We start from the raw sequence: 23,964 nt of genomic DNA, 5'->3' as shown, positions 1-23,964 counted from the left end.
ATCAATTAAAAACAATGCATTAAAAATAAAAAACAAGAGCTAGGCGGATTATTTGGTACAAGTTACAAAATACGGGTAATTTTTATAGGGCAATAAAATAGGTATTGCCCACAGTGTGCTATTAGAGCCTGCTGAAATAGGGGCAGCTATCAAGCTCACAAGGGTACAAACCGTACACCGCAATTTAACCGCCCCTACATTCAGCAAGTTTTAACTCACAAAGAACAACACCTATTGACTAATATGCTGCTTTTTCCACAGTAAATACACCGCAGGTATAACCAATAACGTAAGTATAATTGCGCTTAGCATCCCGCCTACCATCGGCGCTGCTATTCTGCTCATCACTTCGCTACCGGTGCCGGTGCCGTATAAAACGGGTAATAAGCCAGCAATAATGGTAGCTACCGTCATCATTACGGGGCGCACTCTTAGCCCTGCACCTTGCATAATAGCGTGTTGTAGCGCTTGTAAGTTAAATGCAGTTCCAGTTTGCTCGCACTGCTGGCGTTGCTCTGTATAAGCTTGGTTTAAATATACAAGCATTATGACGCCTATTTCTACGGCAACACCGGCCAATGCAATAAACCCTACACCCACTGCCACCGAAAAGTTAAACGCTTCAAAGTACATTAGCCAAATGCCGCCCACCATAGCCAAAGGAAGGGTGGCAATAATAATAAGTACTTCGCTTAGGCATTTAAAATTAAGGTATAGCAGTATTACAATAATCGCGAGTGTAAGCGGGATCACATAAGTAAGCTTTGCTTTTGCGCGTTGCATGTATTCGTACTGCCCTGCCCAAGTAATTGAATAACCAGCGGGTAATTGTAGGTTATCGCCAAGCACTTGCTGAGCTTGTGCTACATAGCTGCCAATATCACTGCCTTTAATATCAATTAAGCTCCACCCATTTAAACGCGCATTTTCGCTTTTAATGCCGGTAGGGCCATCTTCAATAAATACTTTAGCAACATCACCAAGTGCAATATGTTGGCCTGATGGTGTAATAATAGGTAATAATTTTAAATCTTCAGGCGAAGCACGAAAGCTCTGCGGGTAGCGTAAATTTACCGGGTAACGCTGTTGCCCTTCGATTGTTTCAGTCACGTTTGAGCCGCCAATTGCTGTGGCTACAACCTGTTGTATGTCGGCTATATTTAGATTATACCGTGCTGCTTTTTCGCGGTTTATATCCACTTTAATATAACGCCCTGTGGCTACACGCTCTGAATACACTGAGGCTGTGCCGGGCACATCTTTTAACAATTGCTCAATTTGCTGCCCAATATTTTGAATTTCTAACAAGCTTGGGCCCGCGATTTTAATACCTACAGGCGTTTTAATACCGGTGGCAAGCATATCAATTCGCGTTTTTATTGGCATAACCCACGCATTTGTAAGGCCCGGTAATGTAACTAAGCTTTCCAGCTCGGCTTTAATTTTTTGCTTCGTCATGCCCTCTCGCCACTGTGATTTGGGCTTAAACTGAATAAAGGTTTCAATCATTGTCAGCGGTGCGGGGTCGGTTGCGGTATCGGCGCGCCCTATTTTACCAAATACAGTTTTTACTTCAGGCACAGAGGCTATGAGCTTGTCTGTTTGCTGTAAAATTTTTCGCGCTTCACCAATAGAGAGCCCAGGGTAAGTTGTAGGCATATACATTAAGTCGCCTTCATCTAGCAAAGGAATAAACTCACTGCCTATTTTGTTTACCGGATAAAAGCCTATAACCGTCACTATAAATGCAATAAATAACGTACTTTTTGGAAATTTAAGTACGGTAGCTAACAGCGGTTTATACCCTGCAACCAAGGCTCTATTAACAGGATTTTTGTGCTCAGAAATGACCTTACCCCGAATAAAGTAGCCCATTAGCACCGGCACTAAGGTTATAGCTAAGCCGGCAGAGGCTGCCATCGCATACGTTTTTGTATAAGCAAGCGGGGCAAACATGCGCCCTTCTTGCGCCTCTAAAATAAATACAGGCATGAAGCTTACTGTAATAATGAGCAAACTAAAAAATAACGCAGGGCCTACCTCGGTGGCCGATTTAGTCACTATTTGCCAGCGGTTTTGCTTGGTCAGTGGCGTTTTTTCCATGTGTTTATGCATGTTTTCTATCATTACAATAGCACCATCTGTCATAGCGCCAATAGCAATAGCAATCCCGCCTAACGACATAATATTAGCGTTTACACCTTGCCAATACATCACAATAAAAGCAATTAATATACCCATAGGCAAGGTAATAATAGCCACCAGCGATGAGCGCACATGAAATAAAAATACCACGCACACTAAGGCTACAATAATGAGCTCTTCAAACAATTTACTACTTAGGTTATCGACCGCGCTTTTTATTAACGTGGAGCGGTCATAAACCGGAATTACTTCAACCCCTTCGGGTAACCCTTGTTTTAAAGACTCAAGTTTTGCTTTTACCCGAGAAATCGTTTCTTGGGCGTTTTCGCCATAACGCATCACCACAATGCCACCCGCAACCTCGCCTTCGCCATTTAGCTCTGCAATGCCTCTTCGCATTTGAGGACCTAAGCGTACATTTGCTACATCTCGTAATTGTAATGCACTTCCTTGGGCGTTAATTCCTAATGGAATGGCTTCTAAGTCGGCGACACTTTTAATATAACCTGTGCTGGTTACCATGTATTCGGCTTCAGCCATTTCGATTACTGAGGCGCCAGTTTCTTGATTACCTTGGCTAATTGCAGTTTGTATCAAACTAAGAGGAAGGCCATAAGCACGCAACTTAACGGGGTCTACAACCACTTGGTACTGCTTTATCATGCCACCTACAGCGGCTACCTCAGATACACCTTCAACGCTTTGCAGTTCAAATTTTAAAAACCAGTCTTGCAAGCTACGAAGCTGGCTAATATTGAGCTGATTTGTTTTATCGACTAACGCATATAAATAAACCCAACCCACTCCTGTGGCATCGGGCCCAAGTTGTGCCTTTGCACTTGCCGGCAAGCGGCTTTCTACCTGACTTAAATACTCTTGAACGCGGCTTCTTGCCCAGTAAATATCGGTATTTTCATCAAAAATAATATACACATACGAGTCGCCAAAAAACGAAAAACCACGCACTGTTTTAGCGCCAGGCACAGACAGCATTGCCGTGGTGAGCGGGAAGGTAACTTGGTCTTGCACTACTTGGGGTGCCTGGCCTGGGTAGCTGGTTTTAACAATTACCTGTACGTCCGATAAATCCGGAAGCGCATCAACGGGTGTCTGTTTAACACTGTAAATACCCGCGCCAAATACAATAATACTCAGTAACAATACGAGAACACGATTAACGACCGACCAGCGAATAACAGCAGCTATCATAATGACTCCCCATGCATTGAATGATGAACTGCGCCTTCGTCAGTAGGGTGCTCAGCAATTTTGCTTATTACAAATTCGCCCTCAATAATGCTAAACGTAAAATGAACCTGCTGTTCAGGGGAAAGCGCACTAATATCAAGCTCTTTAGCAAGTATAAAGTCCATAGTAGCAGGGCCTCTGTTCCATTTAGCGATAGCCTCTCTGCTAATATTAATAACCCGCTGCGCTGCGTTTATATTATTTATGGTTCCCATTACTGTAGCTGTTTGAACCGCTTCAGCCTTGTCCATTCCCATGTTAGGCATGTCGCTCATGGCGTGAGTGCTTGGCGCGCTCATACGCTTAAAGTCCGAGTCTTTACTCGATTCAGAGTCTATTAAAAACTGCGCAGCAGTCACAACATGGTCTTCTTTAGTAATGCCCGATAGAATAGCCACCTCATGTTGGCTAATTTGCCCTACTTTTACCGCCACCGATTTAAAACGCCCATCGCCTAGAGCAAGTACTACTCGGTTTTGTGCACCTGTACGAATAAGCGCTTGCTTAGGTATAACGAGTTGCGGTGAATCACTGTGAGTGTGAATACTTACTTGGGCAAACATATTAGGCTTAAGTAGTCCTGCGGTATTTTCAAAACGCAGCCTTACACGTAAAGTGCGATTTTGAGCATTAAGCGCTGGATAAATGTAATCTACTACGCCCTGCCACTGCTTACCTTTAATGTAATCAAGGGTCATTGTAACGGGGAGCCCTTTGCTCACTAAAGCTGCTTGGCGCTCAAATACTTCTGCCTCTACCCATACTTGATCTAATTTAGCGATGCTCATCATTGAGGTGCCGGGCTTAACATAAAAACCTTCACGTATATTAAGCTCATCAAGCACTCCACTTTGGCGCGCGTAAAATGTAATGTTTTGCATCACTTTTTTATTTTTTTCTAAGCGCTTAATAAAGCCATCAGACACATTTAGCGACTCTAAACGCGCTTTAGCAGCACGAATCAATACGCTGTTTTTTCTATTTACTGCGAGTAAAAATTCTTCTTGTGCGTTCACAAGCTGAGGAGAGTAAAGCGTGTAAAGAGGCTCACCGGCACTAACGGGCTCTCCTTGCGCTTTTACAAATAAAGTTTCTATCCACCCTTCTACGCGAGGATGAATATGGGTTAACTGATCTTGATTGTATTGCACATAACCGATTGTTTGGATATCACTTTGCAGTGTTTTAACTTGCACTTTACTGGTTTTAACGCCTAAGTTGTTAACCACTTCAGGTGATATTTTTATAGTACCTGGGCTGTCGTTTTCAGCGTTTGCATATACAGGCACCAGCTCCATCCCCATTGGTGATAGCCCTGGTTCATCGCGCCTATAGTTACTGTCCATTGGCGCAACCCAATACAGCGGCTTCGTTTTTTTATTATCAGCGGTTGTGGCTAAGTGCTCAGTGTCATCAATCAACCAGCGATTAGCAATAAACATTAACGCGGCACCAATAAGCAGCGCTACAAGGTATTTTAAGTTAGTTTTCATTGTTTTATCCTTGTAACTCAGCCATTACTAGCGAGTCTAAACTGGCTGCGTAATAATTTAAGCGAGCAATAATTATGTGTTTGTCTATTTGAATATTAAGGGCATCTATTTTGGCGTTTAGCTCACTAATACGCGCGCGCATAACATCAGAAAAGTCGCCATCGTCACGGGTATACGCGTTTAAAGTAGCCTGAGCTTGTTGCGACATTTGCGGTAATAACGTGTTTTGATAAAGCCTATTGCGCTGCTCAATTCGCTCAAGCTGACTAACCTCTTTAAAGTACTGTCCTTTTAGGTTTTGTAGCGCCACGCGTTTGTCGGTTTTAATGGCCTCTGCATTAGCAATAGCCGCATTAACTTGCTGATCTTGCCTGTTGTCGGTGAATAAAGGTAAGTCAATACTCACCCCCACCGAAAGCAAATCAGCACGCGATTCACCAGCTTGGTTATCAGCGCGGTAGCCATAACCCATATTTACGCCAAGTTGTGGCTTATAACTTTGTTTAGCAAGGCTCACTTGTGTGCGTTTAGCGGCTATACGTTGATCTATAGCCACTATAGAGGGATGCGCCATAAGTAACTTAATGAGCTCATCAAAGTCTAAGCTATTAAATTGGGTAAGCGGGGCTGGCGCTGTAAAAGTTAGGCTTAATGGTTGGCGTAATATGCTCTGTGGTAACCACTGGGCTAACCCTTGTTTAGCGGCATCTAGCTGCTGCGCTAATACAATCAGTTTATCTTCAAGGCGTGTGAGCTCCAATTGTGAGCGAATAATATCTTGCTGACGGGTTTTACCTAAACTACTGGAGTAACTGGCTTCGGTAACTTCAATTAACTGGCTAAACAATGCTTTATCTTGTTCAATTAACGCAATACTTTGCTGCGCTCTGTAGGCATTTAACCACAGCTCCATTACCCTCGCTTTTACTTGCGCTTTTCGCTGGGCCCTAAGCCACGGCTGCTCAAGTGCTTCTTCTTTTATTGCTTGTTGGCTAAGTGCTAGGCTATTACCACGGCTAAAGCTTTGGCTTATACCCACTTTTAACTGCGTCATGTTTTCTTGATCAAACGCAAAGCCATCTACGGGTACACTTTGCAAACCTATGCTTAATACGGGGTCTGGTAGAGTACCTGCAGCAATACTTTGCGCTGTGGCGGCGGCTTGCTTTTGCTCACTGGCGCTCAGCCACGGCTCGTTATTGAGCGCCAGGTTTATGGCATCCGTTAAATTAAGGGTTGATGCTTTTGCTATGGCATCACTATTAAATACAGCACCAAATAAGGTGGCGCTCAGTAATACAGCTTTAAAAATTACAGTGCGGGTCATTGCCTGCTCCATCTAAAATTAAAAATAAAATCTTAAATTAACAAGCAGAACAGGCGCTTTGAGCGAATATAGCTAAATTTCACTCATACCAATGGTGTTAAATTAGTCGTTATTTATAGCGACAGTTAAATAGAGTGATAACAAGGCATAAATATTGGCATGTAGTTGTTCTACATAAGATATTTATAACGCTGTTAACGCTTTATTTGGCACGCTAAATGACTAAATAATCAAGTCGATTGGTATCACACCTATCCTGCGTTTAAGCAAACATAGGAGGGCGATATAAAGTATTACTAGGTGGGGAGGAAATACCGCTATTAAGCTGGGTAACTTTTTCACTCGATAACGAAAAAGCAGTAAATAAGGCCGGGGACGTTAAAATAGAGCTGCTTCCACAGCCATTTATTGGGCAATGACAATCATTTTGAACATCTGCTTCATCACTGCAGCAATCCATTTCCATCATACCTGTATGCAATTTACTCTCGCTCATTACATGCGTGGCATGCTTTGCTGATAGGCTCATATGTGGCATTTCGCACTGCTGATTTACAGACGCAACGGCTTGCCCCACAAACGTGAGTAGCATCACGACAACGAGTAAATTTGAGTAAAAACGCTGCAAAACAAAGCCTATTAAGTAAATTACCCAGTAATAATATTTGAGTTATTGAGCTAACTCAAATAATTAATTTTCTTTTTTAGGTGGTGTAATTAAGCTACTCGCTAAAATAGCAAAAATACAATAAGCACTAAAATACCAAAATCCCTCACCAAAAGTGCTATGCATAATTAGTAAATCGCTACTTTGGCCATGTGCATTGCCTGCCAAATAAGTCACTATTAACGCAATAACAAACACATCCACCATGCTCCACTTGCTCAGTGCGCAAATAACCACAGCTAACTTATTTTTAAATCCGCTGGCCGACAAGCAGCAATACAGTAATTGCAGCAGTAATTTTAAGCTTGGGATCACAATAGAGAACAACCCAACTAACGCCGCTACAAATAAATTATTATTATTAGCTAGCTCGTTTACGGTTCCCCAAATGCTTTGTGTTTTGCTATACGCGTTTATTTCACCCTCTAATTTATCAAGTCCTAACATGCTAGAGAACATCATTAACATACTGCGGGTACGGCCATCGCCTTCCTCAGCCAGCATTTCTATGCCTGCTTTGGCGAGTTGCGATTTATCAATGTTGCCCTCAATCGATAATACAGGTTTGGTAACACCAGGAAATAACAGCCCTAATGCAACCACAATACTTAAAATAGATAACCAATTACGCATATTTATTCTGCAATAGCCTCAATAATTTCGTCACTATACAACAGTGCATCAAGAACATAATTAAAAATATGGCCTATGTGCAAATCACTGTTTATTGCTGGCATTAACACCGCTATTTTATCCATTTCATCTATTTCAAACGCCCTAATAAGCGCAAGGCTTTGCCCTAAAATGCCCTCATTGTTTAATAATGCCTGAGCAATACTTTCATCTAGCGAAAACTCTTTAACAATCGCTTCAAGGTTTGTATCTAAAATTGCATCCATCACAGAAAACAACCCAACCAAGTAGCCCTGACCAACCAGTTCTGCGTGGTTTTGCCCTAGCAATAGCGCAATAAACTGCGCTCTGGTTAAGGCAAGTTTTGTGAGTTCTGAGGGCTTATCGGCGCCTAATTCGCTCAGCGCCAGCACGCGTACCAGTTGCCTTATGCTGTCCTCTCCTAAATACACAACCGCTTGCGAAATAGAGGTAATGGTTAATTTAGTACTGCCCGAGCGTGCGTTCGCTAATTTCAATACACGTGCTGTAATTGCCACATCTCTGGCTACTTGTTTTTGTATTTCATCAAAGCATAAAGATTCTTTTGCAGTAAAACGCAGTAAATCAAACACAATCACCTTACCCGGCTCCACATCTTTGTAAGTGATCATCTCTGGGCGGGCAAAAAAGTAACCCTGAAATAAATCGCAACCCGCTTGTTTTAACGAGTGAAATTGGGCATGGGTTTCTATGCGCTCAACAATAATTTTTGCATGCGGATTAGCGCGTTTAATTTTTTTTATGCGCATATTGGTTTTAATTATTACATCGTCCATTTCAATTTTAATGTAATCTACATGCGCAAGTAATGGCGCCCATTTATCGTCGCCATCGTAATCATCTAGGGCAAACTTGTATCCCTCTTGCTTAAGCGCTTTCACGCGCTGAGTTACCTCAGCTATTTTGTTCGTACGCTCAACGATTTCTAACACACAACTTTGTGGTACTAACAATTTAGGAAAATTTTCTAAAATAGTGGCTGAAGAAAGGTTAATAAACGCTAAATGATGCGCTGTAAGTTTGTCTGGCCCTAGCATCATCAGCGTATTAAAAAACAAACGGCTGGTTGCTTGCTCATCAGATGTTCCCACAGGAAATGCATTCTGGGCTGAATCACGATAAAGCAGCTCATAAGCAAACACATTCTGCTGCGCATCAAAAATAGGTTGCCTTGCAACAAACTGTGTTAGTGTTAGCTTTTGCCCGTTCTGTAAAATATTTGTGGGATTCACTTAATAAAAGCCTATCTAATTTGACGTTGTTTATTACAATTAGGTTATACACTGTAATTCAACTGCTATGAAGATTCTAGAATCATTGCAAGCGGAGTTAAATTACATAATACACAAGGTTAAAAGTTTAGCAGAGGTTGCGTATTTGTTTTTTTTAAAGTTGTTTTTATCCTTATTTATTTTGCATCTTGCTACGTTTGCTCATGCCCAGCAAAACCAGCCAGAACTAAATTACAATGTCAGTGCGTCAGGTAGTCACTACCCTTTTTACACCAGCAACCCTGAAAAACCCGGCATTTTGCCAGAAATAATCACCGCTTTAATGGCGCAAGCAAATATTACCGCCAATCACGTTGAGCTTCCCACTAAGCGAATTACCAAATATTTAGAAAACGGCTTTATTGATTTTGATGTAATTTCTTTAAAATGGTTAGCGCAAAGCGAGCGAGATAACCCTTACTATATTTTTTCAGAGCCGCTGATCCCCGCAACCGAAATGATTGTTGCACTGCCTGATAACGTCGCGCAGTATCAAACTAAGCAAAGTTTATACTCTAAAGAGGTTGGTACAGTACTTGGCTACTACTACCATGATGATGCAAAATTTAACCGCGTCGATTTTCCCTCTGAAAAAGAGCTAATGATTGCATTATCTAAAGCGCGTATTGATATTGCCATTATGGGTACTCATACCGCAGCGTATTGGTCTAAACAATTAAATATTAATGCTGAGTTTGGCGCCCAGCATTCGCATGGTTATTTAAGAGTGCGTTTACTTGCTAAGCACAAAGCGTTACTGCCTAAAATTAACCAAGCCCTTGCGCTCTTACATAGTAGTGGTTACATAAAACGCATAGAAGATAAATACATTAACCCAATACCCGCACAAAATTTAAGGGATTAGTATCGCCGCCTACCTTTGCTAGGGTATAATACGGCCAAATGTAAACCTCTTCCTATATAAGAACGCCTTATGAGTATTGAAAAAGCCTTAATCGAGCGCAGTAATAACCAGTGTGAATTATGCAGCGCAACCGAACACTTATCTGTTTACGAAGTGCCTCCTGTTACCGAAACCCATTCAGACAAATGCATTTACACCTGCCAAACCTGTAAAGATCAAATAGAAAACAACAGCGAGCTTACCCCAACACATTGGCACTGTTTAAACGACAGCATGTGGAGCCAAACACCTGCCGTACAAGTAGTGGCTTACAGAATGCTAACGCGCTTAGCTGTTGATAATGGCTGGGCACAAGATGCGCTCGACATGATTTACCTAGAAGAAGACACCCTTGCTTGGGCCAAAAAAACCCCTGCTGAAGATGACGATATAAAACACGTAGACAGTAACGGCGTAGTGCTACAAGCTGGCGATACGGTTACTTTAATTAAAGACTTAGACGTTAAAGGTAGTAGCTTGACCGCCAAACGCGGCACAGCAGTACGCAATATAGGCTTAACAAATAACCCTGAACATATTGAAGGGCGAGTAGACGGCCAACGTATTGTTATTTTAACAAAGTTTGTAAAAAAATAGCGTTAAAGCATTATATTAAGGCGCATTAGCGCCTTTTTTGTGCCTAAAAAAATTAAGCCATGATTAAGCTCCTCCCCCCTACACTTACCAGCAATATAGGAATAAGGAGCGCAAGCATGGCAAAGCAGCAATTTAGGTTTCAAAAACGTACATTTACTGGCTTAGGTTTATTAGCCCTAAGTGCACTCACATTAGCGGGCTGTGAAAAACCAGCTAACGAATCACAATCCACAGTACAAGAAAAAAGCGTTATGGGTTTAACCACGCAAGTGAGCTATAAAGATCGCAGTATGCCACGCCCTGGCTCACAACTAATTGTAACGCTATCTGATGTGTCAAAAGCAGATATAAAAGCCGAAATAGTTACGCAACAGGTAATTGATATAAATAAAGCGCCGCCGTATACCGTGGAGCTAGCTTATGATGACAACAACATTGTTGATAAACACCGCTATAACCTCACCGCTAGAATCATTAATAAAGACAAGGTTCTTTATACCAGCACAATGCAATACGACCCTTTTAAAAATGCAAACTCGGGGATTCTTCACGAAATTGAGCTTGAAAAAGTCGCCTCACCTAAAAGCGATGTTACCCTTACAAATACATACTGGAAAGCCGTTACAATTAACGCGCAAACTGTCAGTATAAGAACAAAAGAGCCATTTATACAATTTGATAAAGATAACCGCGTTAACGGCTTTTTAGGGTGTAATAATGTCAGTGGTAGCTATAGCACAGAGCAACATTCAATTTCGTTTAGCCAATTGGCAAGTACAAAAAAAATGTGCTCACAAAGCATGGAGCAAGAAGCGGCTATGTTAAATATGCTCAATAACACGCAAAAGTGGGCTATAGAAGGCGAGTCTTTAGAATTAAAAGATAGCAGTGGCAACACACTTGCCACCTTTAATGCGGTTTATTTTAATTAAGTAAATGCCCAGCTGGGCTTTTAATTTACATAATGGCAGGCAGTTATTCGTCGACTAACTGCTCGCTTCTATAAAATCCGCTAGGCTCACTTAAAAGCTCAACTAATTCAGGTAATATGCTGTCCATAGTTTGTTTTAATTTCCACGGTGGGTTAATAACAATCATGCCTGATGCCGTCATACCGTGTACGTCAGTATCCGCTTGCGTGCCTAACTCAAATAATTGAATATTACGCATTCCCGAGTCAATCAACCCTTGCTCCATTGTATTGATTCGCTCTCTATCAACAACGGGATACCAAATCATATATGTGCCGGTTGCAAAGCGCTGGTGCGCCTTAACTAGTGTGCTTACTACAGTATCGTAATCGTCTTTTATCTCATAAGGTGGGTCAATAAGTACACATGCACGGCGCGAAGCTGGCGGAAGTAGCCCTATTAATCCGGCAAAACCGTTTTCACCACGTACGCGAATAGAGCGCTTACCTTGCATGTTTTGCTCAAGTAACTGCAAATCGCGCGGGTGTAATTCAAAAAACCAGCCTTTGTCTTGACGACGTAAGTAATGCTCAGCAATTTTTGGCGAACCGGGGTAAAACACCAGTTCATCCCCATCATTAAACGATTTAATTAATGCAATATAATCGTTTAGCGCCTCGTGTTTACTGCTATGTTGCCAAAGCTTAGCAATGCCCTCTTTGTATTCTTGTGTTTTTTGGGCATCAGATGAACTTAACTCAAAAAATCCCGCACCAGAGTGGGTATCAATATAATCAAGAGGTTTATCTTTAATGGTTTGATATTGAAGTACCTGTGCAAGTACTAAATGTTTAAGCACATCGGCAGGGTTACCTGCATGAAAAGAGTGTCTGTAACTAAGCATTGTTAATTTTCGCTATACGCAATTTAATATCGGCAGTGAACCATAAGCTCTGTATTTTGGCAACCTATACACCGCTTTGCGAGCAGTTAAGTGAACCATTTATGAACAAAAAAGCCGCCACCCTGAATTATCACTTAATAAACAATAAAATTGTGCTAAAACCACCGTAAATGCTGGCAAAACAACACACTTTGCTTTACATTTGCATGACATTAATTACAGTTATATGAGCGCCTTTATGAACAACACAACTCTTCAACAACTCGAACAACTGATTGACTCGCTTATCGAGCGCAACAACCAATTACAAACAGATGTTGCTAGCTTAAAAGAGCAAAACGCAAAACTAAGCGACGAAAACGAAATTTTACAACTAGAAGCCCTTGAAAACGAAGAAAAGCAAAAAGATGCCAGCTCTACGTTAACAGGCTTACTTGATAAACTACAAAGCGCACAACAGGCAAGCTAATGTCTGAGCTGCAAAACCAGCGGGTCACAGTTGAGTTGCTAGGTAAAGAGCAGCAGTTTGCATGCCCGGTTGGGCAAGAAGATGCATTAATAGCAGCAGCACAAAATTTAAATGACTTGGTTGAGCAAACAAAGCAACGCTCATCAGTTCGCAACGAACAACAGGCGATACTTTTAGCAGCACTTACACTTAGCCATGAGTTGCTAGAAGCTAAAACGCATGCCAGTGTAGAGCAACAGCAACAAGATCAACTCATTGATAAACTCAGCCAATGCTTGGCGAGTGACCCAATAAAAAAATAAAAAGCGCCCCGTGCGCTTTTTGTTTATTATAAGGGTAAATAAATGCTGCGCAGAGACACACAATGACATTAAAACCCCTTTTAGTAACTGTAATCCCCGCCCTTTTTATTACCCTTAGCCTATTTTCTCACTCTAGTAAGGCAGCGGTTACTTGGCAGCAAATAAACGAAAATGTACAATTTTTAAAACAACAAGATAAGTTACGTTTTTACGATTCAAACCAAGTGCTCATAGAGGGCGAGCAATGCGCACTCATGGTAGATGCAAGCGGAAACTTTGCAGCCGTTGAAGCACTGGCAAAACAGTTAAAAAAACACCTTAAAACCCCGCTCTGTTATTTAGTTGCAACTCACTTTCATGACGACCATTTACTCGGCATGGCCGTATTACAAAATGCCTTCCCAAAAGCGCAGCTAATAGTGCATAAACAGGTAGCCGATAATTTTGCCACATACCAACAGGCTTATGATGATAAGTTAGCAGGCTATGAAAAAAGTATAGAGCTGAGCTATCAGCGCTTAGCCACATTACCCGAGCAACAGCAAGCACAGTGGCGCGAAAAGCTCTCTTTAGCTAAACAACGTTTTTTACGTTGGAAAAACTATCACTTAAAATCACCTAGCACCGTAATCAGCGAGCAACAAAGTATTGATTTAGGTAGCTTTGCGGTACAAATAATACCCGAAAAAGCCCACACAAACGGCGATTTAACACTTAGTACCAATAATGGCACGCTGCTAATAGGCGGCGATATTGTTGACTGGCTACCCTACCCAGGCCACGGCCAGTTACAAAATTGGCAAGCCTTGCTCAAACGCTATATTAATCAGCCTAATTTGCGTACAATACTTCCCGGCCACGGCGGGGCGCTTGAAAAAGCACAACTTAAGCAGCCTTTATTGTTTTTAACAAATTTAATAACCCATGTGAAAAACAATAAAAAACAAACGCTTGAGCAACTTACTGAGAGTTTCCCTGCGGATGTTTTAGCACCATATAAACAAGAAGCGTTAAATACAAAGTCGAGCCAGTTATTTTTACAGGCTGGGCTTAAGCGCGCCCAGTTAATTGAGCACGCGCAGTAGTGTTATAAAATAAAGGATTGTAGATAAGAGATGAAGATGCGTGGATTGCTTGTCATTTGTGTAATTATTTTTTTGTATGGCTGTAACAGCACACAAACACAACCCGAAACAGACGCACCACAAATTTTTACTCACTTTGAGCCAAGCTACGAAAATCAAATAGAGCTTGAGCCTGTACAGCCAAAACAATTACAGCAAGCCAATACTGCGCCGCCGGTAAAGGCAAAAAAAACAATTGTAAAAAAGCGCCCCGCCAAAGCTAAAAACCTATGGGTGCATATTGCCAACAACCTACATTTTACGGTGTATCAAAATCGCGCCTTAAAAAAGCGTATTAACTGGTATTTAAAACAACCTAACTATTTACCCACGGTAAATAAACGCGCCGCGCCTTATTTGTATCATATCGTAAAAAAAATTGAGCAAAAGCGCCTGCCTATGGAGCTGGCTTTACTGCCCTTTGTAGAAAGTGATTTTAGACCCACCATTGCCTCATCGCAGCAAGCAGTAGGTGTTTGGCAGTTAGTGGCCGCCACAGCGCATCATTTTGGCATTAAATCCGATCAGTGGTATGACGGCCGACAAGATGTACTTGCCTCCACCGATGCCGCACTTGAATACCTCAGCTATTTACACAAACGCTTTGATGGCGACTGGCTACACGCCCTAGCGGCTTATAATAGTGGTGAGGGGCGTGTTAAACGAGCCATTGAGCGAAATAAAAAACGCGGTAAAAGTACCGATTACTTTTCTCTAAAGCTGCCAAAAGAAACGGCCGACTACGTACCTAAACTGTTAGCGCTAAGCTACTTAGTTAAACACCCGCAAAAAGGCTTTAAGCGCCCTAAACTGGCTAATAGACCAATAACAACGCAAATGAATGTTGGCCAACAGTTTGATTTTTCGGTCATCGCTAAGCTCTCTGGGGTTGGCTCAAAACAGTTGCACGCGCTTAACCAAGGCTATTTAAAAAATCAAAGCTCACCGAATGGTCCCCACTCATTGCTTTTACCTATCGGCCAAGAGGCACTGTTAAAAAGTCAGTTTTTTAAGTCTAATTTTGCAGGCGAATACATCGTTAAAAAAAATGATACGCTATACAGCATTGCAAGGCGCTTCAGCATGTCGGTAAGAGCGTTAAAGCAGCTCAATGGCAAACAAAATAATATGATAGGCATAGGTGAAAAGCTGCTGGTTGGACAGCCTAAAACGCTCCCCAAATCGCTCACTATAGATTATCAAATTAGTCCTTATTTAGAGCCACAAGAAGTCGTGATCCCTACTCTTGAAATAGACTATGAAGTAAAACAAGGCGATAGCTTGTGGAGCATTAGTCAGCTTTACGAAGTACCGCACAGTGATTTAGCTAAATGGAACAACTTAAGTGCCTCAAGCATTTTAAAGCCCGGTACGCAATTAACGCTATTTATTCCCCAGGCAGAAAAACCCAAACAGCCGCAGCAAAAACAAGATTTACTGCAAGATCTACAAAAATCACTTATTCAACCACGCTGAGTTTATAAAGCTCGGTATTTCGCGTAAAATCGGCTTTTAACTTAGTCAAAAACTTAAAGAGACAAGCATGCAAATTAGCAAAAATTCAGCAGTTGAATTTCATTACACATTAAGCGAAGCGGGCGAGCAACTAGAAAGCAGTTTAAACCACGCGCCTCTTAGCTATATTCATGGCAGCGAAGGCATGCTTCCTGGCTTAGAAAAAGCCCTTGAAGGCAAAGCCGCAGGCGATAAGTTTAGCGTAACACTTGAGCCAAGCGAGTCATACGGTGAGCGCGTTGACGATTTAATTCAGCGTATTCCGCTTAAGCACCTACAAGGTGACGTAAAAGTGTGGAAACCAGGTATGACTGCGATGGTGCACTCAAACCAAGGCCAACACCAGGTAACATTAGTTAAAGTAGGCCGCTTTAATGCAGATTGCGATTTAAACCACCCGTTTGCAGGCAAAACGCTAACGTTTGATTTAGAAGTGGTATCGGTTCGTGAAGCAACCAGTGAAGAGATTTCGCATGGCCATGTTCACGCTGAAGGCGGCTGTGGTCACTCTCACTAATCACACACCTTAAATTAGGAGCAAGTATGTCTAAGGTTGCTATTGTTACAGGCGGTACAAAAGGCATTGGATTAGCGGTTGTAAAACGCTTTATTGAAAATGGCTACACGGTGCACAATCTGGATATTGAGTACAGCGAGCTGGGGGTTTTTCACCAATGCGATGTGAGCAATGTTAGTGCTGTAAAAGCATGTATTACGGCCATTTGTAAACAAAGCCCACGCATAGATGTACTTGTTTCTAACGCTGGTAAACACCTCAGTGCTAGCATAGAGGATACCGATGAGCATACTTTTGATGCATTATTTGCATTGAACGTTAAAGGGGCCTATGCGGCTGTACAAAGTGTACTACCCAGCATGAAAGCGCAAAACAATGGCGCTATTATTTTAATAGCCTCAGATCAGGCAATAATTGGTAAACCTAACTCGTTTGCCTACAATCTGACAAAGCATGCTCTTGCTTCTATGGCAAAAACTACAGCACTTGATTACGCCCAATTTAATATTCGCGCGAATGCGGTATGCCCAGGGACAATAGAAACCCCTCTATTTCATAATGCGATAGATGCTTATTGTAAAAAAAGTGGGGCTAACAAGGCCGATATAGTGGCAGAAGAGGCAAGCCTTCAACCGCTAAACCGCTTAGGACAAGCTGATGAAGTTGCCGCGTTAGTTAGCTTTTTAGCAAGTGATGATGCAAGCTTTATAACCGGTAGCCTACAAAATATTGATGGCGGCTATACCACACAATGAGCACATGCCGATGAGCCTGAAAATTATTGACCCCCACGTGCATTTTTTTAACCTTGCCGAGGGGCAATATACTTGGCTGCAAGGCGAAAACCCACCAGCATGGCCAAATTTAGAGTTAATAAAACAACCTATTAGTGAAAAAAAGCTACTAGAGAGCAGTGACTTTACCCTCGCCGGCATAGTACATATAGAGGCAGGTTTTGATAACAACGCCCCCATTAACGAACTTAATTGGCTAACGGCGCATTTAAAAAAGCTTCCCTTTAAAGCCATTAGTTACGCTCAGTTAGATTGCGCACCTGTGCAATTTGCAAAAGCAATAAACGCCCTTGCCCACCCGCATTTAATAGGCATACGGGATATCACCGAAGGCGCAGATGCACAGCGATTATTAAACCCAATGTGCTTTAGTAATTTGCAAACCCTTTGCCAGCAAGGACTGCATTATGAAGCCCAGTTTGAGCTTGAAAATACCGCAATAGCCGCTCAGCTTGCTCGTTACGCTAAGGCGCTGCCTCAGCTAAAAATAATAATAAACCATGGCGGCCTACCTAATAATATTAATAACTGGCAGCAAAGCATTCGCATGCTAAGTGCGCACAATAATATAGCGATTAAGTTTTCGGGTTTTGAGCTTTTAGCGTTGAATTTACAACAGCAACAAGATTGTTTTGAAACTATGTTCTCGTACTTTGGCGAGCAGCGCATTATGTTTGCGAGTAACTTTCCGGTTTGCCAAATTAACGCAAGCTATAATGATGTTTGGCATAGCCATCAAGCCTTGTGTAAAACAAATAAAATATGGCACAACCTTAGCTACGCAAATGCTAAGCATTTTTATAACATACCCTAGATAAGCTATATTAAATTTAACCACTTACGTAAATGCGGCAATGATTATGACATTACATTCGCGATTATCAGCCCTTGGCATTTTAACTATTTTAAGTGGTTGCGCATCTAACACGCAGCCTACTCCTAAGCTGCATCATGCCTTACTTACCGAGCCAAATAGCCAAGCGGTAGAGCGTGTTATAGAACGCTTAATGCATATAAAAAACGTAACGCTTGCTGACGATATCTTTATTCACACCAGTACCTTTACTCTTAAAAACACAAACCGTAGCGATATAACGGCCAATCACCAGCTTAACTTTCCCGATCAATTTGAGTTAATGATAAACAATAATCGCTGCTATATACGCCACCTTGATAGTAAAGCCACCGCTGAGATAAAAGGCGTTACGTGTACAATTAATCTTGCCAATTAAACCCACTAACTATTCAAATGGTATTGCTCATCGGTATTAGAAAAACACAGCTATAAAAAAGCCGGTAAGTGAGTTATCACTTACCGGCTTTTACTTTAAACAATAGTATTTAAATAACGCTCTTTAAATAAAGCTTAAATTATTTAATTTCTACACGCTGCGAACGCATAACAATCTCATCATTTAATTCAATGCCTAAGCCTGGCTCTTCTGATACTTCAAAAAAGCCATTTTTTGGTTGTGGATCTTGTAAGCACAGCTCTCGGTTCCACTTTTTAATGGCATAAGTATGATGCTCATGAATCAAGAAGTTAGGAATAGCGGTTTCTAAATGAAGCGATGCAGCTGTAGCAACAGGCCCGCCACATACATGCGCCTGAATACGCACATCAAAAATATCGGCGTAGTCACATACTTTTTTAGTTTCAGTAAAGCCACCACATAAACCGATATCGGGTTGTAGTACATCAATGCTTTGATCTTCTAAATAAGGACGCACACCCCAGCGGTTGTATAAACGCTCACCGCCTGCAATTGGCACTGCCACTTTATCTGCTACTTTTGCATGTAAAGAATGGTTTAAGTAGTTAACTGGCTCCTCGTAGTACATGCAATCAAACTCTTCGGCTATTTCACCAATTTGTATTGCAGAGGTCGCGCCAGGTAAGCTGTGGCACTCAAAAATAATATCCACTTCATCTCCAACTGCTTCACGTATAGCTTGCATACGAGCACGGTATAGCTTCATTTCAGCGCGAGAAATTATTTTAGTACGGTCGTAATACGTATTGCCGTCTTTATCGTATTGGATAGGGTCAACTTTTACTGCATCATAACCTTCGCCAATCGCTTTTAACGCAGCTTCTGCGTATTCTTGCGGTTGTACTAACGCTTTAAATTCGCTGTCCCAATCAAACTGTAACTGCGATGCGTAAGTACGTAGCTTATCGTTTACTTTGCCGCCCAGTAATTGGTATACCGGTAAACCAAGTGCTTTACCTTTTATATCCCAAAGTGCTGTATCTATGGCGCTCATTGCTGCATAAACAACAGGGCCGCCACCTAAACCCCAAAAGCTTTCGCGTAACATACGCGACCATAACTTTTCGGTTTGAAACGGGTCGTGCCCAATTAAAAAAGCATCAGCCATTTCTTTTATCATTGCTGCTGCTGCGCTGTGGCCTAAATCGTAAGCTAAACCAGCTTCACCTACACCACTAATACCTTCATCGGTATGAATACGTACAAAAACCGGCGTCCAAGCTGGACGCTCTGGGCAATGAATATCAAATACTTCTACGCGATTTACTTTCATTAAAATTCCTTATTAGCCACGCAGGCTATTGTGCAAAACTGGGATCAAGGCGGTACGCTTTTCGCAGCATGGCAGGCCACGCTAATTGCCCACCTGTGCTGCCGCTATGTACCACATTAGCTTGGTTATAAATATTGTCGATAATTGGCTGCGGCACCGGAATAACCTCTTGTGAGCTGGCTTGTAATGCAAGCTGAATTTCGCAGGCACGTTGCAAGTCATAAAAACGCATAAAGGCATCGCCTACGGTTGGACCTACGGTTAAGCCACCATGATTTACCAATAGCATATGATTGGTATTGCCTAAATCATCTTGTAATACTTTGCGCTCGTCATCATTTACAGCCAGCCCTTCATAGCCATGGTACGACAGTGAAGGGAGCGAAAACATAGAGTATTGGCTTAGTGGCAATAGGCCATTTTTTTGTGTAGCAACGGCAATGGTTTCTTTTGTATGTAAGTGAATAACACAATGAGCATCTTCACGCACTTCGTGAATTGCGCTATGGATAGTAAAACCTGCCGGGTTAATGCTAAAGGGGGTGTCGTCAATAATATTGCCGTGCAAATCAACCTTTACTAGGTTTGATGCAGTTACTTCGTCAAATGTTAAGCCAAACGCATTTACAAGGTAGTGATCAGTGCCAGGTAAACGTGCTGATAAATGCGTGTATATTAAATCCCCCCAACGAAAATGCTCTACTAATCGGTAGCAAGCTGCTAAATCTACACGCAATTGCCACTCTTGCTCCGACACTTTATTTTTTAAATCTAGTTGGGGTAAATCAATCATAATCAGCCTTTTAAAATACGTACAACAACACAAGTACGAATAGATGTTTAGAAGTCTAAAGCAGTATTAATTTTATAGCAAACACAAACAAAACAGCCACACAATTGTGTGGCTGTTTACGCTGCGCTTTAATTTAAAACGATAATACGTTTTTAAACGCGGTGCTTTATTTTACCTTTGAAAGGTAGTCAGCAATTGCTTCAAACTCTTCGTCCGTTACCGTTGCAACCATTGCTTTCATTGCGGCAGTCATACCATTGCTACGCGCGCCCGATTTAATATCTTTCATTTGGGCCACTAAATAGTCTTTGTTTTGACCATTAATTTTAGGGTATACGCCCATAATAGGTGCTTTACCTTCTGCACCGTGACATGTTTGACACATTTTTTGGGTGTAAAGGGCTTCGCCATCAGCAGCGGCGGCGTTAAACGAAAAACTTGCGGCTAAACTAATACCCGCGCCTACTATTAGTGCTTTCATCTTGCTCATTATATTCACTCTTCTTTTTGACGGTTAGAAAATAGTCTATTGATTGTAGTAAACAATCTAGTAAAAAGCATACGTATCAATTTACGTTAGGCGATCAAACAAACATGACTACGTTTTCAGCCATTGTTGTTAACTTTAGCAAACAATACTGAACAGACACTTACCATACTAAATCATCTGGTACTTCAAAGTCTGCATATGGGTCGTCTTCATCTTTTGGTTTGTTTTCAGGTTCAACATGAAAAACAATGTACTTTTCATCAACTTCTGCGACTTTACGCGCCGGCTCATCATCGAGTACGTAAAACTGCCCTTCCAGTACACAAATAGCTAAACGACCACCCGATAACGCTTTTTGGGTTTTCTCGTTTACATCTATCCCTTTTACTTTGTTATCGTAAGTAAAATTAAAGGTACGCTCACCGCGGATAGAGTCTTGGTTATGGTGCTCAAGTATTTGCTTAACACGAGCAACTTGCTCACGTTGCTTAAGCTCTTCTTGGCGCGACTGGTTAAGTTCTTCAGCCTTTTTTTGCTGCTCTAATTTAGTTTGCTGTATGTGCTTTTGCAGATCGCTTGGGTTACTGGTAGCCCCTTTTTTTTGCTTTTTTTGTTGCTTACGTTTTTCTGACTTAGCAACTTTAGCTTTGTGCGATGTTGTTAACCCTGCTTGCAGCAATTGGTCTTGTAATGAACCCATGGCTTTGTTCCACTAAAAACTTATATTAGGTTTATTTTAATCACCAACGAGTACAAATAACAGTGCTATTAGCATTAATCTAGCAAAGGGCTGAATATACACTTTGATTTAGCGCAATTGTTGATGATTTAACCTATGAAATATAAGCCATTTTTCATATACTTTGGCTAACTTATCAGCTTATGTTTTAAGCCTTACAATGCGTTTTGCTCATTTACTTATTTGCTCGGTGTTTATATTTTTTGTGCTGTACGCACCTCAGCCTTTATTGAGCTTATTTGCTAGCGAATTTAACGTTCCCCCTGCGCTTGCCGGCAGCTTAATGAGCGTCACCATGCTGCCTTTAGCAATTGCACCTTTGGTTTATGGGCTATTTTTAGCCAAGCAAAACCCGCTTATTATTTTACGTATTGCTATGTTTATTTTAGGAGTGAGCTGCATACTGTTTACAGTAGCGCCAAGTTTTGAGCTATTACTTTTGGTGCGTTTTATACAAGGCTTAACCTTACCTGCCGCGCTTACCGCGATGACAAGCTTTATTGGTATACGTTACAGCGCAGATGCCTTACAAAAAAATATGACCTTATACATAGGCAGTACCATAGCTGGGGGCTACTTTGGCCGAGTATTAGCCGCTTTATTTAGTGATGTATGGCATTGGCAAAGTTTTTATTATGTTATTTCGATTGTGCTTATTGGCCTGGCTATAAGTATAAAGCCCACGGGCTTTGTGGTATCTAATCAGTCAGCACTTAAGCCGTTAACGTATATTAAGCAGCTAAAAGATGCGGCAGTACTAAAATTGTATGGCGCCGTTTTTTGTATGTTTTTTTGCTTTGCAGCCTTATTAAATTACCTACCGTTTATTTTGCAAAACACCTTTTTAATTACAAACACACGCGATATTGGCTTAGTGTACAGCGGCTACTTAATCGGTGCTTTAGCATCTATTGCAACACCTTGGCTTGCTAAAAAAGTGCCTTCAGCTTGGCATTTACTTGCTGCGGTTTTTATCGTGTATAACTTAAGCATTGTATTACTTATAAGCCAGCAACTGAGTGTGTTTTTAATCGCGTTTACGTTATTTTGTGCTGCTATGTTTGTTATACACTCAAGCGCAGCTCCACTTGTTAACAAGATTAGCAAAGCGCCTGCAAGTGTAACGAATGGCGGGTATGTATCGTTTTATTATAGTGGCGGGGCACTGGGCTCGTTATTGCCTGGTATTGTTTATCAACACTCAGGGCAAACTGCATTTATGCTTTGCTTACTGAGTGTGTGTTTTATTGGTTTAGTCTTAGTCACTTTAGGCTATCGAGAAGGTAAAAACATTACCCGAGGCTGATGCCCTGTATGCTCAAAAAAGGTATTTAAATCATTTTTTGAAAGCAGCCAAGTTTGGGTGTTTTCAAACGGGTGACAATGAAACAGCTCGTTAAACCAAATATCTTGATCAAGCCACAAAGTAACATTGCTTTGTTTATCGTTTGCTAAAGCAAGCATAGACACACACCCGGGCGCCACTTTTAAATAACGTGCTAACCGCTCGCTAGAGGCAAACCCCAACCGAGAAAGCCCCTGTTGCTTAGATAGGGTTTTTAAATCGAGCTGTTTGTCGTGTGCGGTAATTACTAAAAAGTGTTTTTTGCCCTCGTTATCACGCAAAAACAAGTTTTTAAGTCGCGTACCTGGGCGCTCCACCATAAATGCATCAGCATCTAAACTGGTATGTAACGCAGGGTGTTCTATTACATCGTAATTTATACCTAATTGCGCTAACAACTGCGCAAGCTTTACTTTATCGGCCAACATACTACAAACAACGCCCTCTTAGCTGCACACTTAAGTCACGCCATAGCACTTGTGTAATTTCGTGTTTATTTTCACAATAGTTATTTTCACTGAGGGTTTCGTTTAAAAACCTGACGGCTTCATCCTCAAGCTTAAGTTTTAACACACTAGAGTCTTCGAAGTGTTCTTGTTCTATGTAACGTTTTACATCAGAGCGGCTCGGTCTTTTTTCGCCTCGCCCGCCGTTATTTAAGTTTATGTTACTGCGATGCTCAGCCTTTACCGATACAACATAAGCAAATATTTTGTTACCTTGCTCATCCACGTTCTCATAAAACTGCTTGTTATTTATTTCATAAGGAGGCGCTTCATTACTTGCACACCCTGCAAGTAACAAAGCAAGTATACAGATACTTTTTTTCATTGTTTTTGTCGTTTCGCGAGGTATTTTTCTCGAGTCTATCAAAAATAAACGATAACAGTTAAATATTGCTAAAAAATACTTGACCAAATTTATAAAAATATTTAAAGTTCACCCCGCTTGGAACTCAGCAGCCAAGTAATTACAACTATGTAATTTAGGAATGTGGGGCTATAGCTCAGCTGGGAGAGCGCCTGCCTTGCACGCAGGAGGTCAGCAGTTCGATCCTGCTTAGCTCCACCACTTTCCTACTCTTCTATTGCTTCCTATTTTTCATCGCCTTATTATTCTTTTATCTTCTACAAAATAACTTTTATATTTGCGCATTCCTTGTTTGTTTAGTCTTTGTTGGCTATAAA

The 23,964-nt window shown here is 41.5% G+C and carries 25 protein-coding genes and 1 tRNA gene; 13 read left to right on the top strand and 13 right to left on the bottom strand.

Going from position 1 to position 23,964, the window contains the following annotated elements; all coding sequences use genetic code 11:
* Positions 1 to 231 precede the first annotated feature (231 nt).
* The 6 genes from PSH41_RS00275 to PSH41_RS00250 all read right to left on the bottom strand — a co-directional run bounded on the left by PSH41_RS00275 (position 232) and on the right by PSH41_RS00250 (position 8,787).
* On the bottom strand, positions 232 to 3,354 hold the full coding sequence (locus PSH41_RS00275; RefSeq protein ID WP_273589343.1) for an efflux RND transporter permease subunit: 3,123 nt from the start codon (positions 3,352 to 3,354) through the stop codon (positions 232 to 234).
* Positions 3,351 to 4,886, bottom strand: a complete 1,536-nt coding sequence (locus tag PSH41_RS00270) for an efflux RND transporter periplasmic adaptor subunit (protein WP_273589342.1) — start codon at positions 4,884 to 4,886, stop codon at positions 3,351 to 3,353. The genes PSH41_RS00275 and PSH41_RS00270 overlap by 4 nt, the downstream gene beginning before the upstream one ends.
* Positions 4,887 to 4,890: 4 nt before the next feature.
* Positions 4,891 to 6,213: a TolC family protein gene (locus PSH41_RS00265; protein ID WP_273589341.1), complete on the bottom strand. Its 1,323-nt coding sequence runs from the start codon at positions 6,211 to 6,213 to the stop codon at positions 4,891 to 4,893.
* Between the two features lie 262 nt (positions 6,214 to 6,475).
* Complete coding sequence (locus PSH41_RS00260) at positions 6,476 to 6,841, bottom strand: hypothetical protein (RefSeq protein ID WP_024031447.1); 366 nt, start codon at positions 6,839 to 6,841, stop codon at positions 6,476 to 6,478.
* Between the two features lie 63 nt (positions 6,842 to 6,904).
* The gene (locus tag PSH41_RS00255; protein WP_064386994.1) at positions 6,905 to 7,513 is read right to left on the bottom strand and encodes a paraquat-inducible protein A; all 609 of its coding nucleotides are present in this window, start codon (positions 7,511 to 7,513) and stop codon (positions 6,905 to 6,907) included.
* A 2-nt stretch (positions 7,514 to 7,515) separates the two neighbouring features.
* Positions 7,516 to 8,787 carry an EAL and HDOD domain-containing protein gene (locus PSH41_RS00250; RefSeq protein WP_248451767.1) on the bottom strand — a complete coding sequence of 424 codons (1,272 nt, stop codon included), beginning with the start codon at positions 8,785 to 8,787 and terminating at the stop codon, positions 7,516 to 7,518.
* A 145-nt stretch (positions 8,788 to 8,932) separates the two neighbouring features.
* Here PSH41_RS00250 and PSH41_RS00245 point away from each other — a divergent pair, with 145 nt between their 5' ends.
* The 3 genes from PSH41_RS00245 to PSH41_RS00235 all read left to right on the top strand — a co-directional run bounded on the left by PSH41_RS00245 (position 8,933) and on the right by PSH41_RS00235 (position 11,259).
* Positions 8,933 to 9,691 carry a substrate-binding periplasmic protein gene (locus PSH41_RS00245; RefSeq protein WP_273589340.1) on the top strand — a complete coding sequence of 253 codons (759 nt, stop codon included), beginning with the start codon at positions 8,933 to 8,935 and terminating at the stop codon, positions 9,689 to 9,691.
* Between the two features lie 69 nt (positions 9,692 to 9,760).
* Entirely contained in the window at positions 9,761 to 10,327 is a 567-nt protein-coding gene (locus PSH41_RS00240) for a PhnA domain-containing protein (protein WP_273589339.1), read from the top strand.
* Between the two features lie 116 nt (positions 10,328 to 10,443).
* A complete protein-coding gene (locus PSH41_RS00235; RefSeq protein WP_273589338.1) occupies positions 10,444 to 11,259 on the top strand; it encodes an META domain-containing protein in 816 nt (271 codons plus the stop codon).
* Positions 11,260 to 11,302: 43 nt separating this feature from the next.
* Here PSH41_RS00235 and PSH41_RS00230 read toward each other — a convergent pair whose 3' ends face one another.
* Complete coding sequence (locus tag PSH41_RS00230) at positions 11,303 to 12,142, bottom strand: 23S rRNA (adenine(2030)-N(6))-methyltransferase RlmJ (RefSeq protein WP_273589337.1); 840 nt, start codon at positions 12,140 to 12,142, stop codon at positions 11,303 to 11,305.
* Positions 12,143 to 12,380: 238 nt separating this feature from the next.
* Between PSH41_RS00230 and zapB the strand changes: the two genes are divergently transcribed.
* From zapB to PSH41_RS00190, 8 genes are all read left to right on the top strand, one after another.
* Positions 12,381 to 12,611, top strand: coding sequence for a cell division protein ZapB (gene zapB / locus PSH41_RS00225; protein WP_024031454.1), 231 nt, complete (start codon positions 12,381 to 12,383; stop codon positions 12,609 to 12,611).
* Entirely contained in the window at positions 12,611 to 12,913 is a 303-nt protein-coding gene (locus PSH41_RS00220; RefSeq protein ID WP_004587640.1) for a cell division protein ZapA, read from the top strand. Before zapB ends, PSH41_RS00220 begins: the two co-directional genes overlap by 1 nt.
* Positions 12,914 to 12,975: 62 nt before the next feature.
* Positions 12,976 to 13,998 carry an MBL fold metallo-hydrolase gene (locus PSH41_RS00215; RefSeq protein WP_273589336.1) on the top strand — a complete coding sequence of 341 codons (1,023 nt, stop codon included), beginning with the start codon at positions 12,976 to 12,978 and terminating at the stop codon, positions 13,996 to 13,998.
* Between the two features lie 36 nt (positions 13,999 to 14,034).
* Positions 14,035 to 15,513 (top strand): LysM peptidoglycan-binding domain-containing protein, encoded by a 1,479-nt coding sequence (locus PSH41_RS00210; RefSeq protein ID WP_273589335.1) that lies wholly within the window; start codon positions 14,035 to 14,037, stop codon positions 15,511 to 15,513.
* A gap of 67 nt (positions 15,514 to 15,580) precedes the next feature.
* Positions 15,581 to 16,069, top strand: a complete 489-nt coding sequence (locus tag PSH41_RS00205; protein ID WP_273589334.1) for an FKBP-type peptidyl-prolyl cis-trans isomerase — start codon at positions 15,581 to 15,583, stop codon at positions 16,067 to 16,069.
* 26 nt (positions 16,070 to 16,095) lie between these two features.
* Positions 16,096 to 16,824, top strand: a complete 729-nt coding sequence (locus PSH41_RS00200; protein ID WP_054983248.1) for an SDR family NAD(P)-dependent oxidoreductase — start codon at positions 16,096 to 16,098, stop codon at positions 16,822 to 16,824.
* A gap of 10 nt (positions 16,825 to 16,834) precedes the next feature.
* Positions 16,835 to 17,677, top strand: a complete 843-nt coding sequence (locus tag PSH41_RS00195) for an amidohydrolase family protein (RefSeq protein ID WP_273589333.1) — start codon at positions 16,835 to 16,837, stop codon at positions 17,675 to 17,677.
* A 46-nt stretch (positions 17,678 to 17,723) separates the two neighbouring features.
* Positions 17,724 to 18,095: a hypothetical protein gene (locus tag PSH41_RS00190; RefSeq protein ID WP_064386990.1), complete on the top strand. Its 372-nt coding sequence runs from the start codon at positions 17,724 to 17,726 to the stop codon at positions 18,093 to 18,095.
* Positions 18,096 to 18,234: 139 nt separating this feature from the next.
* On the opposite strand, the gene PSH41_RS00185 is transcribed toward PSH41_RS00190, so the two are convergent.
* From PSH41_RS00185 to PSH41_RS00170, 4 genes are all read right to left on the bottom strand, one after another.
* Entirely contained in the window at positions 18,235 to 19,410 is a 1,176-nt protein-coding gene (locus PSH41_RS00185) for a mandelate racemase/muconate lactonizing enzyme family protein (protein ID WP_054983246.1), read from the bottom strand.
* A gap of 25 nt (positions 19,411 to 19,435) precedes the next feature.
* Positions 19,436 to 20,203: a class II aldolase/adducin family protein gene (locus PSH41_RS00180; RefSeq protein WP_024031462.1), complete on the bottom strand. Its 768-nt coding sequence runs from the start codon at positions 20,201 to 20,203 to the stop codon at positions 19,436 to 19,438.
* Positions 20,204 to 20,369: 166 nt separating this feature from the next.
* Complete coding sequence (locus PSH41_RS00175) at positions 20,370 to 20,693, bottom strand: c-type cytochrome (protein ID WP_273589332.1); 324 nt, start codon at positions 20,691 to 20,693, stop codon at positions 20,370 to 20,372.
* Positions 20,694 to 20,853: 160 nt separating this feature from the next.
* A complete protein-coding gene (locus tag PSH41_RS00170; protein ID WP_004587650.1) occupies positions 20,854 to 21,393 on the bottom strand; it encodes a DUF2058 domain-containing protein in 540 nt (179 codons plus the stop codon).
* Positions 21,394 to 21,592: 199 nt separating this feature from the next.
* On the opposite strand from PSH41_RS00170, the gene PSH41_RS00165 reads away from it, so the two are divergent.
* Positions 21,593 to 22,738, top strand: a complete 1,146-nt coding sequence (locus tag PSH41_RS00165; RefSeq protein WP_273589331.1) for an MFS transporter — start codon at positions 21,593 to 21,595, stop codon at positions 22,736 to 22,738.
* On the opposite strand, the gene PSH41_RS00160 is transcribed toward PSH41_RS00165, so the two are convergent.
* Entirely contained in the window at positions 22,705 to 23,205 is a 501-nt protein-coding gene (locus tag PSH41_RS00160) for a prolyl-tRNA synthetase associated domain-containing protein (RefSeq protein ID WP_273589330.1), read from the bottom strand. The two genes, PSH41_RS00165 and PSH41_RS00160, sit on opposite strands and share 34 nt — an antisense overlap.
* A 1-nt stretch (position 23,206) precedes the next feature.
* A complete protein-coding gene (locus tag PSH41_RS00155; RefSeq protein ID WP_024031465.1) occupies positions 23,207 to 23,608 on the bottom strand; it encodes a hypothetical protein in 402 nt (133 codons plus the stop codon).
* 164 nt (positions 23,609 to 23,772) lie between these two features.
* Here PSH41_RS00155 and PSH41_RS00150 point away from each other — a divergent pair.
* Positions 23,773 to 23,848, top strand: a tRNA-Ala gene (locus PSH41_RS00150).
* Positions 23,849 to 23,964 lie beyond the last annotated feature (116 nt).

The sequence above is a fragment of the Pseudoalteromonas sp. CST2 genome (assembly GCF_028599385.1).
GTDB classification, from domain to species: Bacteria; Pseudomonadota; Gammaproteobacteria; order Enterobacterales; family Alteromonadaceae; genus Pseudoalteromonas; species Pseudoalteromonas atlantica.
Note: the sequence above shows the minus strand (reverse complement) of the source record. Positions and strands in the feature narration are given on the sequence as shown.